Raw genomic sequence first — 14,673 nt, 5'->3', positions numbered from 1 at the left:
TTTCTCCATTTTTTGGCTCCGACCTTAGAGGTTGCCTGGCAGCCAGAGCGACAAAGTCGGGAAGAACATCAGCGCAGCCAGGATGAACACCTCGGCGATCAGGAACCAAGATACCCCCTTGATTATCGTTCCAAGCGGAACCTTCCCGTCCGTCGCGGCGGCCACCACAAAGAGGTTAAGACCGATCGGAGGGGTCAACAGACCGATTTCGATGAACTTCACTACAAGAACGCCAAACCAGATCACGTTAATGTCGAGTGAGATTATGAACGGCTGGAGGATGGGTAGCGTCACCAGCATCAAGCCAACCGGATCGAGAAACATCCCCAGCACGATATAAAACAGTGTCACGATTGCCATGAACTGCCAGATTTGCAGGTCGTTGGCCTCGAGCCACATACTTATCGCAAAGGGAACTTGCGTCAGGGTCAGCATCTTGCTGAACAGAACCGCGCCAATTGCAATCAGAAAAATCCGGCCGGTCGACCCTATTGTGTCAACCACAGCATCCCAAAGGACGCGCCAGCTGAGCGTGCGCTGGACCATCGCCGCAACCAATGCAACTAACGCTCCGAAAGCGCCTGCCTCGGTAGCAGACACGATACCCGAATAAATACCACCGACGACGCCGCAGATAATGACCGGCAACGGCCAGGACGCCGCCAGCAAGCGGAACTTCTCGGACCAGGGCACACGCGTCGTCTGACGGGGTGCGAGGTCAGGATTCAGCGAGCATCGGATCATGATGATGATGCTGTAACCGAGCATCGTCAGCATACCCGGAACGATCCCTGCAATAAGCAGCTGGCTGACAGACGCCTCCATAAACACAGCATACAACACAAAGGGGATACTTGGCGGGATGAACGCGCCGAGCGTTCCCGAAGCAGCAACGATACCAGTTGCAAGGCCAGGATTGTATCCTGCACGAAGCATTTCGGGAACCGCAACACGGGTCATCGCCGCCGCCATGGCCACGCTTGATCCGCTCGCGGCCGCGAAACCAGCACTCGACACGTTCGTAGCGATTGCCAGTCCTCCGGGCAAAAAGTTGAGCCAAGCTCTCGCGGCGGAAAACAATGTCCCTGTCAGACCTGAGAAAAAAGCAATGGCCCCCATGAAGATAAACATTGGGATCGCGCTAAGAGACCAATGTGCGACAAAATCGTAGGAAGACGCGGCAACTAGAGACACAGTGGCGTCCACACCTCGCACCAGTATCATGCCGGTAAATGCGGATAGCCCCAGGCACACTCCTATAGGAACGCCGGTCGCCAGAAGCCCAACAAGCAGCCCGACCGCCAGCAAGGCGATTTCAAATCCAGTCATGCTTTTTCTCCAGTTTTCAGGCTTCTGGTTCGGCTCGAGACCGCGTGACGACGATGTGCGCCATCACCGAAAAACAGCAGCCTGCAAGCGCCAGAAAAAGAAACACCTTGGACGGCCAGATCGTCAGATCGAAGGACAGAGCATCCGTGACTTCGCGCCTCCTGAAGCTGCGAAGAGCCAGGAAGTATCCGCAATAGGCAAAGAACGCGAAATAGATCAGCGTCGCCAGATTGCGAAACAGGGTGATCGGACCACGTATCTTGGCGAAGAATCTGTCAAACACCTCGACGCTGATATGATCCTTGCGAACGGTCGAATAAAGAACGCCGGCGAAGACGATGAAGACCATGTAATAGTAGGCCGTGATTTCCATCGTCGCTGGTGCATGCCAGTAGAAGAGGAGCCGGGCGAAGACGTCCAACCCGACATGGATCATCATGGCCACGGTCGCCAACGCCGCCAGCAGAAGGGGCAACTTGATGAGTGCTTTGGAGAGGCGCAGCATCGTTTCAGCTTTCCGGGTGTTGTCCGGCGGTGCCAACAGCACCGCCGGAACCCCTTAGTCAGTTAATCTTGAAGATGTTTTTATCGATCATCTGCTCGAACTCATCCTGCGATATGTCCGAACCCGCCGGGATCAGTTTCTTCCATTTCGCGACATTGCGGTGATACGCGGTAATGATTGCCTCTGCGTTCGGCACCTTGTCCGCACGCTCCGAGCTGAGGCGGGAGGTTTGGCCCGCAATATACTCGGCCTGTGCCTCGCGGAATGCCGCGCCCGGTGCAATGGTCTTGATCCCGGCCGCTTCAGTGGTGTTCCTGACCTCGTCCTCGTCCGCGATGTAGATATAGGTCGTCGCGGCGATGGCCTTTGCCGCGCCCTTCTGAAACACCGAACGCTCCTCGGCGCTCAGATCGTCCCAGATGTCCGAATGAACGTTGACGATTGTCCCGCCTTGATAGCCTCCCATGGGATAGTCGACGACCGATTTGACAACTTCGGCCAGCGAGAAAGTCTTCATCCAGCTGATCGGGCCGAGCACACAATCAAGTGCGTTGCGTTCCATCGCTTCATAGGCTTCGGAGTTGGGAATATTCACGGGAATAGCACCGAGGTTGGACATCCGGTATCCAAGTTCGCCGCCAGGAACCCTGACCCGTAGGCCGTCCAGCTTGATCTCGTCCGTCAGCTCGTCTCGGCACATCAGGCTATAGGTTGGCGTGGAATAGCTGGCGAGGAAGTGGATATTGTTGCGCTCGAATTCTTCCAGGCAGTCAGGGCAGTCATTGAGGATCGTGTCCACAACGGCGGCAGTCAGGACGCGAGAATCCTGCTCTTCACTTGCCAGATCGGTCAGCAGCGCATTGGCCGGAGTCTCGGACGGCGTGTAAACCGTCAGAACAACGCCCCCGTCGATCACTCCATCGCGGACGCTTTCCAGCGTCGTGGATGCTGAGGTCAACGAGCCCCCCGCGAAGACTTTGACCGTATATTCGCCCCCGGTGTTCTCCGAGACATAGCTGGCGTATTTGTCGATGCCCTTGCTCGTTGGATGGTTTGGCGGAAGATAGGTAGAGAAGGTCAGTTCACGAGCCGATGCGGCCCCCGTGAGGCATCCGATCAGCGTGGTCGCGGCGATGGTTGTGGTCAGGAATTCTCTGGTGTTCATGGTATCCTCCCGTTGGATGATTGCGTCAGGTCTGAGACGCGGTAAACACGACCCGACCCCGAACCTTGCGGGACGAAATCAAGTCGTAGGCTTCGATGAAATCTTGCAGGGCAAGTTGGCGGTCGGTGTGTGGCCGAACCCGCCCTTCTTCGAACCACCGGAACAGCATCTCATACGCCTCAAGCAACTGAGCGCGCGGGTCCAGAAGGGGCTTTTGCTTGGCCCAGCCGAGGTAGTAGCCCCAGTAGAACCCGATGACGCTGACATGTTTGACGAGCAGCAGATTCACTGGTGCCGATGGAATTTCGCCACTTGCAAAGCCGATCGCGAGGATACGGCCATTTGGAGCAATGCAGCGCAGAGTAGAGCGAAAAGCTTCGCCTCCCACAGGGTCGAAGCAAATATCGACGCCGCGGCCGTCCGTCAGATCGCGCACCTGCTGCGGCCAATGCTGCGACGACGAATAAACGACGTGATCCGCACCGCGAGATCGGGCAAGTTCGGCTTTTTCATCATTGCCGGTCACCGCGATGACCGTCAGACCGATGGCCTTGGATATCTCGACTGCGGCGAGCCCGCTTCCGCCGGACGCCCCGTGGACGAGAATAACCTCTCCTTCTGAAGGCAAGGCTTTCCAGACGATGGCGCCATAGGCCGTAGCGTAGACAGTCGGAAAGTGGCAGGCCACGTGCATTGGAAGCGTGTCAGGAATGCGAAACACATTCCGTGCCGGTGCCACTGCCATTCCGGCATGGGCACCGCTTTCGACGCTGCACAATACCCTATCGCCAACTGCCAGATGACTTACGGACGCTCCGGTTTTCTCAACGACTCCCGCAAGCTCCGTCCCAGGCACGAACGGTAGCTCGGATCGGTTCTGATGACTGCCTTCCATGGTCAGAATACTGGCAAAGCTGGCAGCTGACGCGCCGACCCTGATGAGGACATCGTCGTCCTTCAGGTCTCTGAGCTGAAACTGACCGACGCGTGCATTCCGGTATCCTGCAAAATCGTCGCAAATCAACGCTTCCACCCAAGTCATCGGACCACCCCGCTCGCGAAGAAGTCGTCGATCTCTGACTCCGTGAACGCGCACTCCCTGAGCAACACCGTCGTGTCCCGTCCCAAAGACGGGGCGTCAATCCGGTGAGGTTGCGGCGTGAATGCCGTTCCAACAGATCGGAGCCGCCCTTCGGTGTCGTGGTCGACCTCTTGAAAGAAGCCCACAGTTGCGAGGTGCCGATCATCCAAAACGTCGTCCAAGGAGTTCACCCGCTCGGCCGGGATATCGTGACCCTCAAAAAATGACAGCCAGTCCTGCGTCGAACGAGTTCTGATCGCGTCCTCCAGATACCCGTAGATCTCGGTCAGATTTTGAGCTCGGACCTCTATGGAATTGAAAGGGGGATGCGCGCTTAATTCCTCGTTCCCCGTCTCTGCAAGGAAAGCCTGCCAATGCCGGTCCGTATGCAGCATCAGTGCGATCTCCCCGTCGAGTGTCGGGAAGATCCGACGGACATCCGCATAGCGACGAAATCCGATATCACCAATGTTCGGCACGAATGTCGCACCGCCGAGATGGTCGGACATGACAAAATCCGTGACCGCTTCGAACATCCCGATCTCTTGAGAAAGACGGCCCTTAGCGCCGCCGCGCTTCGCAGAAAGCATCGATAACGCTGCGATCGCGCAGTTGTAACCGGCAACCCTGTCCGCAATTGCGGATGGCATATACTGATTTCCAGACCTCTTTCCGATTTTTGGAATTCCACATTTCGCTTGGATAAGGTCATCATAGGCCGGACGTCCGGAATAATCCCCAGCGGATGAAAAACCATTGATGAACACCGAGATCAGTTCCGGATTGGCTCCATCAAGATACTCATCAGTGACGCCGAGACGCGCCAGAGAAGCAGGCCTAATATTACCCAATAGAATATCAGCCTTGGATATCAATCGCTTCAGAATTTCGACGCCACTCACTGAACTCAAGTCGACGCATATCGAATTCTTGTTGCGATTATTGTTCAGAAATATCGCCCCCATTCCCTTATTTCTGAATGGCCCGATGGATCGCATCTGGTCTCCATCCAAGGGCTCAACCTTGGAAACGGTGGCGCCAAGATCCCCAAGCATCCGACTGGCGAACGGGGCCGAAAGCATCACCCCCAACTCCAACACCCTTACACCTGTCAACCAGCCCACATCGCCCCCCTGACAACCGAACATCCTGTTTTCGTATGTAATACCCATGAGTATCATCCAACTTGGAAGTGTCAAGAACAGAAGTGGGTCAGTTTCGCAGTAGGCGCCCCTCGGCACGAAGAGCGTTGCAATGATCTGACACGCCGGGTATCTGAAAACGCACACAAAATATGGAAAGTCGATGGAAGCTCCCAAACCCGACCTCGAAGAAATCGCACGTGAAAATCGCGAAAAGTTGCTTCGGTCCGCAGCTCAGAACTTTACTCGTCACGGGTATGAAGCAACAAAAATCGACATGATTGCGGAAAGCATCTCAGCGACGAAAGGCCTGTTCTACTATCACTTCAAGAGCAAGGCTGAAATTTACTTCCAAATTCAACTCGAAGCCCTCTCCATTCTCTCCAAATCGGCAGAAGCCGCAATGCATGGAAATGGAAACTCACTTGAGAGACTGAGGAATATGGCCCGAGGTCACGTTCACATTCTTCTAACCGACTTTGACATGCAAAAGGTTGCCCTTCAGGGGGTGGAGAGACACATCCTCGCCTATCACTCCAGAAAAAACAAACTTGATGTGGACGCCATTATTGACGCCCGAGACTCTTACGAACAGATTTTCGCGAACGCCATCGACCAGGCCGTTTCGGAAAAGCTTCTCCCGGACGTATCCGGGAGAATTGCGACAAAGCCTTTTTTTGGATGCCTCAATTGGTCAACGGTCTGGTATCATCCGTCGCGCTTCTCAACCGAAGACGAGCTCGCCAGATTGGTCGACTACATCTCGGACTTCGCGATGTTGGGGCTCAAGTCTGAACTTGGGCGCACCGTAGGCTCGCCAGTCCGGCCCTAAAACCGGACCTTCAGGAGCCGACGAAGCGAGGCGGCCGTCTCTCCCGGAAGGCTGCCGCCCCTTCCAACCTGTCCTGGCTCTCGTAGGGATTGACGTCTGCTGCCAGCCGCAATCCTGCGGCCGGCGGAAGCCCCCAACTGGTGCGCGCAACCGTCTTCATTCTGCGTACGGACAGCGGCGCGTTGGAAGCGATCCGGGTTGCGAGTTCCTTCGCGACCCTCCCGAGGTCCTCTGCTCCGCACAACTGCGACACCAATCCAACGCGCAAGGCGTCTTCGGCATCCATGAGGTCGCCTGAGTAAAGCATCCTCATGGCATCGGAACGACCAATTATCTGCGGAAGCACAACGCTTGCAAAATGTGCGCCCATGCCGACCCGCGCCTCCGGCAGACCAATCCTCGCGCCTTCGGATGCAAGTCGGATATCGCACGCAATGGCCAGCTCACATCCGCCGCCCGCCGCTACTCCATTGATGGCCGCTATTGTCGGCTTCGGAAACTCCAGAAGCATCTCGTTCACGTTACGTGAAGCCCCTTCCATCGGATGCACGAATCGGGTCGACTTCGAAGCTTCCTTGATATCCACCCCGGCACTGAATGCCCTTTTGCCCGCCCCAATAATCAGGAGAACGCGAACTGCCGTATCGGCGGCCGCATCTCCAATCGCCTCGCGCAGCTGTTCGAAGGTGCCTACGCCAAGCGCGTTGAGCTGTGCTTCGCCGTCGAGCATGAGCGTCCTAACGTGGCCCTCGTCGGATATGCGAACTTCCGTCGACATTTCAGTTTCGCATCTCGTTCAGAAGGGCGCGACTGAGAACGATTTTTTGAATCTCGGTAGAGCCCTCATAGATTTCGAGGATACGCTGGTCCCGATACAACCTCTCGACAACAGATGTCTTACAAAAGCCCTCGCCCCCCCAGATCTGGACAGCGAAATCGGCACAATGATGCGCTGCCTCCGAAGCAGACAACTTGGCCATGGCCCCAATGCAGGTGATATCCTTTCCAGCGTCAAAAGCCTTGGCTGCCTCGTAGACCTGAAGCCTAGCGGCACTGATGTCCCGCGCGAGCTCCGCGAAGCGGAAGGCAAGAGCTTGGTTTTCGATCAGCGGTTTTCCGAAAGTCGATCGGCTGACCGCCCTTTTGCGGGCTTCTTCGAAAGCTGCAATGGCAAGACCCAGAGACTGGGCACCGACCAGAACTCGCCCGACGGACAGCGTTTCAAATGCCAGCCGCAAACCACGACCGGCTTCGCCGACTCTCTGATCCTCGCGGATATGAGTATCAAGAACGAGGTTCGACGTCAGCGTTCCCCGGATTCCCATTTTGTCCGAGAACTCAGTGACATCTACCCCCAGGTCCTCTTTGTCGACAACAACCGCGCTGATCAGGTCACGGCTGCCGGTCGGGTTCGGCTCCTTACAGAAAACGATATAATACCGAGACGCGCCACCGTTCCCGATCCAGTATTTTTCTCCAGTGAGGTGCATGTCGTCAGCGGGACGCAGTTGCGCCGAGATTGCCGCCGGATCAGACCCGGCATCCCGTTCGGATAGGGCAAAACTTGTGGAAACCCCGCGCGTCATCTCACCAAGATATTTCTCTCGCTGCGCATCCGTTCCAGCCAGATGGATCGGATATGCACCAAGCTGGTAAGTGCATAGGATCGCTGCGGTAGAGGCGCAGTGTCGACCGACCTCTTCAACTACAGAGACAATCGACGACAGAGGAGCCCCTGCCCCGCCAAATTTCGCAGGCACAAACATCGCGCTTAGCTTGTTGTCCACAAGGTGCTGAATATGCCCCGACGGATAAACCTGCTCGCGATCAATACGTGCCGCTTCAGGCGCGAACACGTCACGACCAAGTTCTGCGGCGATAGCTTTCCACTGATAACTCTCAGGTGAAAGCTCTGGCTCCCAAACAACTCCCAAGCCATTGTTCCTTTTATGATACTCATGGGTATTTTCTGATAACAACTTCGTAGCCGGTTGGCAAGAGGCTCGATAGAATGCCTGGCGACAGCACAGATGAACAAGCCGGTCTGTCTGTCTCACGATGGGCAATTTCGCGATCTCTGGCGGCGTCTCGAAGCCGATCCCCTATGACCACTTCAGGTCAGGACGGGCTTGTCCGACGCATCGGAGGTGCTTGGCCGTGTCATGATGCTAGGGGCGAGGCCGCTATGGATAAGGCGCGTCGGCTTCAGGCGAGCCACTCTACTGACGCAACCAGCAGTTTTCGGCCGAAGCTGTGTGGAAACAGTTGGAACGCTTCTGGTGCTTGCCACCACGCTTGTGGTGATCCTGGTTTGCGCCAACATGATCTATCAGTACCAGGCCATGGATGGCCGGACTGCGTTCTGGCTGGCGACCAAAATAGGATTGATCGGGGTCTTTGCAACCGATTGGGTCGAATTCAATTCCCTCGCGTCCGCAGTGCTAAGTGGGATCGACAGCATAGCGGGCTCTCTCGTGGCCTCGGTCTGTGGAGGAACTCCAGGCCCCTCGGGTACATTTGCGGAGGAATTCGATCGGCTGATTGCCGAATTGGGGGACTACTTGAACGCCGCCGGTTCCGAGCTGAACTGGATGGCCGGTGCGCTCCTCGATGTCCTCGGCGTCCTTTTGCTTTCCATCCTGGGCGGATTGGCGGCCTTCATTCTTGTAGCATCACGGTTGATGATCGCGCTGCTGATCGGGATGGCTCCTATCATGATTTTCCTGACGCTCTTCGAGGTGACGAAAGACTACTTTGCACGATGGCTGTCTGCTTTGGTGTCCTTCTCCATCTATCCGGTTTTGGTGGCTGGTATCTTCGCGACCATCACCGGCGTCTCTTCCGCCCTCATCGGGGAGCTTGGGGATCCCGAAACTGCCTCCAACAGTAAGCATTCGGCGAAGGCCGCGGGCGTTCGCTTTTGATCAGATCCGTTTGGTAGAAGCTTTTGGTTTACGCGGCTTCGGGGCCCATTTCTTTGCAAGACGCTCGAAGTTATCGAGGATGCGGCCGATCTCTGCCTCATCCGGGTCGAACTGCCCCCCATACCATTCCAGCATCTTGCCGTGTTCTTCGTGCTTAGGATCCGCCATGGCTTCGAGGAAGTCAGCGTAGCCGGGGAAGCCACCCACATCTTCCGGAGGGCAAGCCCCGATGGCCCTGACGAGGCGTGGATATACGGCGCCCGCGATGGCATCATCGATTTTCTCGACCTTGATCACATGGTGCCAGTTGTCACCAAAGTCGTAGATGTAATGGATGGTCTTGGTCCCTACATCCTCGAGCACATCAAGCAGGCTGGTTTTGCTGGCGGGCATCGGGCCATCGTAAAAACCATCTGGGTCTGGCACGCCCCAGCCGCTGCCACCGGCTCTGAACTCATACAAGTGACTGTCAGTCCATCCCATGGCAGCCTGGATCACATCATGCAGGCGGTTCAGCTTGATCTTGAGGGGCACATCAAAGCGTCGAAGCACCTGAGGCTCGACATCGGACAATGTGACCTTGATGCGCGCGACCAGCGTCATGCAGCAATCCTCTTCAATCCCATGGCGGCCTTCCAATTCCAGGGTAACAGCTCTGGCAAGCGTGACACAGGCATCTCGGGCAGTCGCGCCAAGACGTCTGCCATCCATGCCTGCGGGTCGATGTCGTTCATCTTTGCTGTGACAATGAGGGTATACATGAAGGCTGCCCTGTCGCCACCGCGTTCAGACCCTGCAAAAAGCCATGACTTTCTGCCCAATGCGATCCCTCTGAGCGCCCGTTCGGCGGCATTGTTCGTGAGGCAGAGACGCCCGTCATCAAGGAATGCGGTGAAGGCCTCCCAGCGACCTGTGCCCTCGAGCATGTAGTTGATCGCCTTGGCAACTGGGTTGTGCTTTGACATCCGAGCCCGCTCGGCCTGCATCCAATCATGCAGATCATTGACCATCGGCGCTACCCACTGCTGGCGAGCTTCACGACGCGCTGCATCTGACAGGCCGGTGATGTTACGCTCGGCCGCAAAGATCGCATCGATCCGCGTCACAGCGTCCAGCGCGATGGGCGAGATTTCTTTTGCTACCTTTTTACCCTTGCGGGCTATGGCCTTGATGTCGGCCAGTTCAAAGAACTTGCGTCTTGTGTCACTGTACCCTAATTAATCAGATTCTGCGGGTTCAGGGCATTTTGGGGCACTTTTGTACCCTTAATTACAATATATCCACAGGCTGCTCGCTTCAGGATTTAACCCCACTTGAGCGCGTCCAGATTGCATCGGCGCGCGCCAGTAACGCTTGACGATTTGCATCGTGTCCGAGCTCTGAGATGGCCTGACGTGCTGCTCGCAAAGCGCTCTCGGATGCATTTGGGCGGCTCATTCCGTGTGTTTCCTGGCCGGTCGGATGCCCCGTTTCGCGCAGTCCCGTCAACTGTTGATCGAGGTCACGCGACAACCCACGGACCCGCTCGATCACCCTGCGATGCTGAGGAAAGACGCGGCGCAACTCCCGAACCACCTGGCCGTTTCCTCTCAGCATGATGGCGGCACCCAACAAGGGACGGGTCATGCCGACACCAACCGCAGCAAGTGCCATCAATCTTTCGAGTTCGTTCATGGAGATGACGGACGCTGAGTTGCCGACGCCCAGAATCGATACAATAGACAGGGTCAAATCCATTCGGCGCAAACGCCTGAGATCGTTGCTCGCCACAGCCGTTTCCCAGACCTGCGCGCCACGTGCAGCGCGCGCAAGTAGCCGGTCTGATACGGCTTCGGCTGGATGTTTCGCCGCGAGGGATTGACCGCAGGTTTCGCAGGTCATCGACCACGCGAAGCGCCAATGACGAAGAGCGAGACCGGGTGTTTGCTCCGTGCACCCCGGACAATACTGGAAGTCATGCCGTGACACGTATCGTACGGCATGATGCACCGTATCCGGAAGGGTCATGGCGGCGATTTCATTCCGGGTCCGTTGAACTGCCGAGCAGAGGCGGGCCCAGTCCATCTCTCCGGGATCGTTGATACGCTCCGGCACCCTGCCCTGCCCCAAGCCGAGATAGCCGCAAAGCTCTTCGACAGAACAGTGATTGGCTTTTGCCAATCGCCCGATCCAACTGGACAGAAGCTCATCGCGCGCTGGCGGTGGCCGAAACGGTAGCGGTTTGACGTTCACCCGAATGTAGCAACGGGCTGGCGAGGAATGCTCCAGGCATGCTTCGTCCAAACCGGTTGCCAGGCCTGAACTGCTTCGTCCGTGATCCGCTCTTCTCCGGTCTCAATCGCATCGATAGCCAGGGACTTGATCATGATAAACACGCGGGAGGTCACACCCCCGGTAACCTTCAGGATCGTCCGAAGCGACGCCACCGTCAGGCCTGAGCGTTGCTCAAGCGCCATCGCCGCGATCAGTGTCTGGATCAGGCGAGAGAACTCCACATCGTCTTCCCAGAGCGGCAGGTAGTGTTCGTCTAGACGTCGGGCCAATTGATCGTCTCCTCGAACCGTCTCCAGGGCTTCGTTCACACCGAAGACAACGAGTGAGGCGCAGAGATCGTTGGCGAGGAACCGGAGCATGTTCAGGAAACGGCGTTGCTCCCGGTAGCTGCCAGCAAGCAGATTGTGCACCTCGTCGATCATCAACATCCTAAGGTCCATGTCCCGAAGGTGACTGAGCGCGCGCACCTCGAGCTCGGACACGGTATGCCGGCCCCACATCGGCGCCCCAATCGTCGCCAGGATGTGCTGATAGAAGCGTCTTTCGTCCGGTGCGGGCGGGGCCTGAACCAGCAGTATGGGTGTCTTCGTGGCGCCCAGTTGGGCGTTGTACTGCGTTGGATATTTGCTCGCCATGCGCTTGGCGATCATCGTCTTTCCGATGCCAGAGCTGCCATAAACCATCAACCCTGGCATCCGGCTTTGCTGTGGCATTTCCATCAGGGATGTCAATCGGTTGAGAACGATGGTGGCACGGTCGAACGCGATCCAATGATCGCCGCGGATACGGTCAATTCTTTCGTCTGGGGTCATTAAACTCATCAATCTCATAGGTTGGCAGATCAGGATTGCCCGTGTCGATCGCGAACATTTCGCGTGACGGATCGCGACGTGGTTGGTGCCGGGGAAGCCGAGCACCTCTTTCGTTTTCCAACCGGGCAGTCCTTGTCTTTTGGCGCGCCGCTTCGGCCAGCCGCCGTTGCGCGTCAATCAATTGGAATAGGACCCGCTCGTTGATCCGGCCACCGTGTTTTTCCTGCCAATCTTTCCGCGCCCGCCGACTTTCCCAAAGCGAGATCCGCGGGTGGCAGAGATCCCGGTAGCGCGCCGGGGTCACACGGCCATCACCGGTGATGACCCAGACCTGCGACAAGTCTCGCGGATCGTATTTCACCTGCACCTTGCCCTGCCCGCGTCCGACCAACGACGCGAAGACATCACTCCAGTAATGGACCCCGAAGAGCGTGATCCCGGTACGCCCGAGCTGGCGCCACTCGAAGGGCAAGAAGCTCGTCCGAAAGGCTTCGACGTCAACGACCTGCCGCCCCGCAGTATCCCCGCCGAGGTCAGCCCAGGCAGCCAACGGCGTTCGGCCGAGGGCTTCGTGAACCGTATTGTGGTAGCGGCAGATTTCGAGATGAAGCCAGTCCTCGAACTCGGTCAGTGTCAGGGCCGCATGCTTCTCGCTGTCATAGTCGCCCTTCTCGACGATTGAGGAATGCGTCGTCCCGGGCAGTACATGAACGGCACCCATGGTCGTTCCGATCAGCCGTTCTACATGGCCGCCATAGTGTTTGCCGCCAAGCGGACGATACTCGACAGAAATGCCCCAATCTTCGCAGGCCACTTTGAAGGCATCGCTGTGGAACTCCTGCGCATTGTCGACGTGGATCGCCTTCGGAATGCCCGCCGTCGGCCAAACCAACTCTTCCATAGTTCCAGGGACGTGCACCGATTTCCGGCGCACGCAGTGATCGAGACATAGGGCGATCGACAAGACAGATGGCTCATCGAAAGTGACATAGACCCCAAGAACGATCCGGCTCGCGACATCGATGGCCACCGTCAGATAGGGGCGCGCAAGCGGCCGTCGATTGACGTGATCGACCAACGTGATGTCCGAAGTTGTATGATCGATCTGAACGACTTCCAGCGGGGCCGAAACTTCAAGGCGGCCAGGACGCGCGGCAAAAACCTTGTCAGCCTCCTCTGCCCCGCGCCGTTTCCGGAAGACCTCTCGCTGATCCATCGCGTCGAGACGGGCTTTGACCGTTTTCCGGGTCGGGGGCTGAAACCCCTTCGCTTCGCACTCGGCACGGATCTCGCGCCAGATGCGAAGAAAGCTCGAGCGCTCACGAACCAGATAGTAGCGCTCCAGACTCTCATCGATGATGATTTCGACGTCTTGTGCGATCCGTTTCGACCCCGGTTTCGGCCCGCGACGGTCCAACTCCAACGCCGTGGCACGTGCATCGTTCTCTCTCAGACGCCGGTAGAGCGACCATGTGTGGCTTTTCGCCAAGCCGAGTTCCCAAGCGGCGTCCCCGATAGCAGCGCTGATCGGCTCGCCCCTCTTCTCAAGCTCCAGGATCGGCCGAAGAACCGCTGCACGATGTTTCGCAATACGCTCGCTGGCCACGTAAATCCCCCACCCCAACAGGCCGACACTTATCCACAGTTCCGACCGTACGGCAATTAAGGATACAGTATGGTAATTAACGGTACAATATGAAAATTAAGGGTACAAACCGCCATTGATTTTATGGGACAAATTCAGGCCCGATTCTGATTAATTAGGGTACAGTGACAACAGGCCAGCCGCAAGTCTTCCCCACGCTTGCGCAGGTCGGCGCGTTTCAGGCCCGGGGCCAGCAGCGGCACAAGATGATCCCAACCGAGGGCTTGGGCAAGGGCCGCATCCGCAAGGATCAGCCCCGGAACGTCGGCCCGCGGCGCCTCGCGCAGCACTGCTTCTAACACCAATGCGGCACGCCTGACCGGTGCCCCCTGCCCCGCGTCCAGCCATGCGGCGATCTGGCCCGACCCGAGGGTCGGCAAGGCTCGGCCCAGGGCCTTGATCGACACCGGCCGCTCCACCGCGCGCCGCCAGGCCAGGTAGACCTCGCCCGCCGGGCCGGGCAGATCGCCGGGGCGCAGAAGGTGCACTGCATCGCGCAGCTCCCCTGCCCGTTCCGGGCGCCCCGAAAACACCATACAGGCCTCGGCCGCGCGCAACGCGAGCCGATCCCGCAACAAGGCGTGGGGCACGTCCTCACGTCCAAGCACAACATGCAGGTGGCTCAACGCGGCACCCGACAAAAACGCAACATTTTCAAGGGCTTCAGCGCGTTCGGAGATGACCCAAGCGGGCATCCGAGGTAGCATGTCTGCGTCGCTAATGTGATCCGGTCGCGCAAATGTCATGCTTGGAGTCTACATCGGCGCGGCGCTTTCGGCCAGATGAATACGCAAGAACCGCCCCACCTTACCGCACGTCATCGTGTCCAATAAGTTTGCATTATCGGACGCAAAAAAATATACTGCGAAGCAGTTCAGTATCATCGCCGGATTCTGTCGGAAAGCCGGAATTCATGAGATTCAAGCACTTCCCTGAATAACCGACTGGGGTTCATGAGATTCTG

The 14,673-nt window shown here is 57.4% G+C and carries 12 protein-coding genes and 3 pseudogenes; 2 read left to right on the top strand and 13 right to left on the bottom strand.

The genetic code is table 11. The features are described from left to right. Positions 1-24: 24 nt before the first annotated feature. From AC13DE_RS02470 to AC13DE_RS02450, 5 genes are read right to left on the bottom strand one after another with little or no spacing between them, the layout of a single operon-like run. Positions 25-1,329, bottom strand: a complete 1,305-nt coding sequence (locus tag AC13DE_RS02470; protein ID WP_483046930.1) for a TRAP transporter large permease — start codon at positions 1,327-1,329, stop codon at positions 25-27. 16 nt (positions 1,330-1,345) lie between these two features. Further along, complete coding sequence (locus tag AC13DE_RS02465; RefSeq protein ID WP_483046929.1) at positions 1,346-1,876, bottom strand: TRAP transporter small permease; 531 nt, start codon at positions 1,874-1,876, stop codon at positions 1,346-1,348. Between the two features lie 16 nt (positions 1,877-1,892). Continuing rightward, entirely contained in the window at positions 1,893-2,999 is a 1,107-nt protein-coding gene (locus AC13DE_RS02460; RefSeq protein ID WP_483046928.1) for a C4-dicarboxylate TRAP transporter substrate-binding protein, read from the bottom strand. A 25-nt stretch (positions 3,000-3,024) separates the two neighbouring features. After that, entirely contained in the window at positions 3,025-4,041 is a 1,017-nt protein-coding gene (locus AC13DE_RS02455) for an NADPH:quinone oxidoreductase family protein (RefSeq protein ID WP_483046927.1), read from the bottom strand. Beyond that, complete coding sequence (locus AC13DE_RS02450) at positions 4,038-5,252, bottom strand: CaiB/BaiF CoA transferase family protein (protein ID WP_483046926.1); 1,215 nt, start codon at positions 5,250-5,252, stop codon at positions 4,038-4,040. The genes AC13DE_RS02455 and AC13DE_RS02450 overlap by 4 nt, the downstream gene beginning before the upstream one ends. Before the next feature lie 133 nt (positions 5,253-5,385). Between AC13DE_RS02450 and AC13DE_RS02445 the strand changes: the two genes are divergently transcribed. Further along, positions 5,386-6,054 carry a TetR-type transcription factor C-terminal domain-containing protein gene (locus tag AC13DE_RS02445; RefSeq protein ID WP_483046925.1) on the top strand — a complete coding sequence of 223 codons (669 nt, stop codon included), beginning with the start codon at positions 5,386-5,388 and terminating at the stop codon, positions 6,052-6,054. Between the two features lie 10 nt (positions 6,055-6,064). Here the strand turns inward: AC13DE_RS02445 and AC13DE_RS02440 are convergent, their stop codons facing one another. Continuing rightward, entirely contained in the window at positions 6,065-6,784 is a 720-nt protein-coding gene (locus tag AC13DE_RS02440) for an enoyl-CoA hydratase/isomerase family protein (protein ID WP_483046924.1), read from the bottom strand. Positions 6,785-6,833: 49 nt separating this feature from the next. Beyond that, a complete protein-coding gene (locus tag AC13DE_RS02435) occupies positions 6,834-7,988 on the bottom strand; it encodes an acyl-CoA dehydrogenase family protein (protein WP_483046923.1) in 1,155 nt (384 codons plus the stop codon). Positions 7,989-8,315: 327 nt separating this feature from the next. Here AC13DE_RS02435 and AC13DE_RS02430 point away from each other — a divergent pair. Next, positions 8,316-8,939, top strand: a pseudogene (locus tag AC13DE_RS02430) (TrbL/VirB6 family protein); the annotation flags it as partial. A 39-nt stretch (positions 8,940-8,978) separates the two neighbouring features. Here AC13DE_RS02430 and AC13DE_RS02425 read toward each other — a convergent pair. The 6 genes and pseudogenes from AC13DE_RS02425 to AC13DE_RS02400 form a co-directional block, all read right to left on the bottom strand. Next, on the bottom strand, positions 8,979-9,581 hold the full coding sequence (locus AC13DE_RS02425; RefSeq protein ID WP_483046922.1) for a plasmid pRiA4b ORF-3 family protein: 603 nt from the start codon (positions 9,579-9,581) through the stop codon (positions 8,979-8,981). After that, positions 9,578-10,195, bottom strand: a pseudogene (locus AC13DE_RS02420) (IS66 family transposase); the annotation flags it as partial. The gene AC13DE_RS02425 and the pseudogene AC13DE_RS02420, both read right to left, overlap by 4 nt. A 79-nt stretch (positions 10,196-10,274) precedes the next feature. Further along, on the bottom strand, positions 10,275-11,210 hold the full coding sequence (locus AC13DE_RS02415; RefSeq protein ID WP_175544817.1) for a TniQ family protein: 936 nt from the start codon (positions 11,208-11,210) through the stop codon (positions 10,275-10,277). Beyond that, positions 11,207-12,064 (bottom strand): TniB family NTP-binding protein, encoded by an 858-nt coding sequence (locus tag AC13DE_RS02410; protein ID WP_245770741.1) that lies wholly within the window; start codon positions 12,062-12,064, stop codon positions 11,207-11,209. The genes AC13DE_RS02415 and AC13DE_RS02410 overlap by 4 nt, the downstream gene beginning before the upstream one ends. Further along, a complete protein-coding gene (locus AC13DE_RS02405; protein WP_093039161.1) occupies positions 12,042-13,670 on the bottom strand; it encodes a Mu transposase C-terminal domain-containing protein in 1,629 nt (542 codons plus the stop codon). The genes AC13DE_RS02410 and AC13DE_RS02405 overlap by 23 nt, the downstream gene beginning before the upstream one ends. A 149-nt stretch (positions 13,671-13,819) precedes the next feature. Beyond that, positions 13,820-14,455 (bottom strand): annotated as a pseudogene (locus AC13DE_RS02400) (DUF1403 family protein); the annotation flags it as partial. Positions 14,456-14,673: the final 218 nt, after the last annotated feature.

It is taken from the genome of Sulfitobacter sp. L-8 (assembly GCF_056859255.1).
The sequence above is the reverse complement of the archived record's forward strand: the minus strand, read 5'-3'. Positions and strand labels throughout refer to the sequence as shown.

Bases quoted from the DNA above. Each gene is read 5' to 3' on its own strand.
- AC13DE_RS02470 (WP_483046930.1), bottom strand. From the start codon at position 1,329: ATGACTGGATTTGAAATCGCCTTGCTGGCGGTCGGGCTGCTTGTTGGG.
- AC13DE_RS02460 (WP_483046928.1), bottom strand. From the start codon at position 2,999: ATGAACACCAGAGAATTCCTGACCACAACCATCGCCGCGACCACGCTG.
- AC13DE_RS02455 (WP_483046927.1), bottom strand. From the start codon at position 4,041: ATGACTTGGGTGGAAGCGTTGATTTGCGACGATTTTGCAGGATACCGG.
- AC13DE_RS02450 (WP_483046926.1), bottom strand. From the start codon at position 5,252: ATGGGTATTACATACGAAAACAGGATGTTCGGTTGTCAGGGGGGCGAT.
- AC13DE_RS02445 (WP_483046925.1), top strand. From the start codon at position 5,386: ATGGAAGCTCCCAAACCCGACCTCGAAGAAATCGCACGTGAAAATCGC.
- AC13DE_RS02440 (WP_483046924.1), bottom strand. From the start codon at position 6,784: ATGCTCGACGGCGAAGCACAGCTCAACGCGCTTGGCGTAGGCACCTTC.
- AC13DE_RS02425 (WP_483046922.1), bottom strand. From the start codon at position 9,581: ATGACGCTGGTCGCGCGCATCAAGGTCACATTGTCCGATGTCGAGCCT.
- AC13DE_RS02410 (WP_245770741.1), bottom strand. From the start codon at position 12,064: ATGACCCCAGACGAAAGAATTGACCGTATCCGCGGCGATCATTGGATC.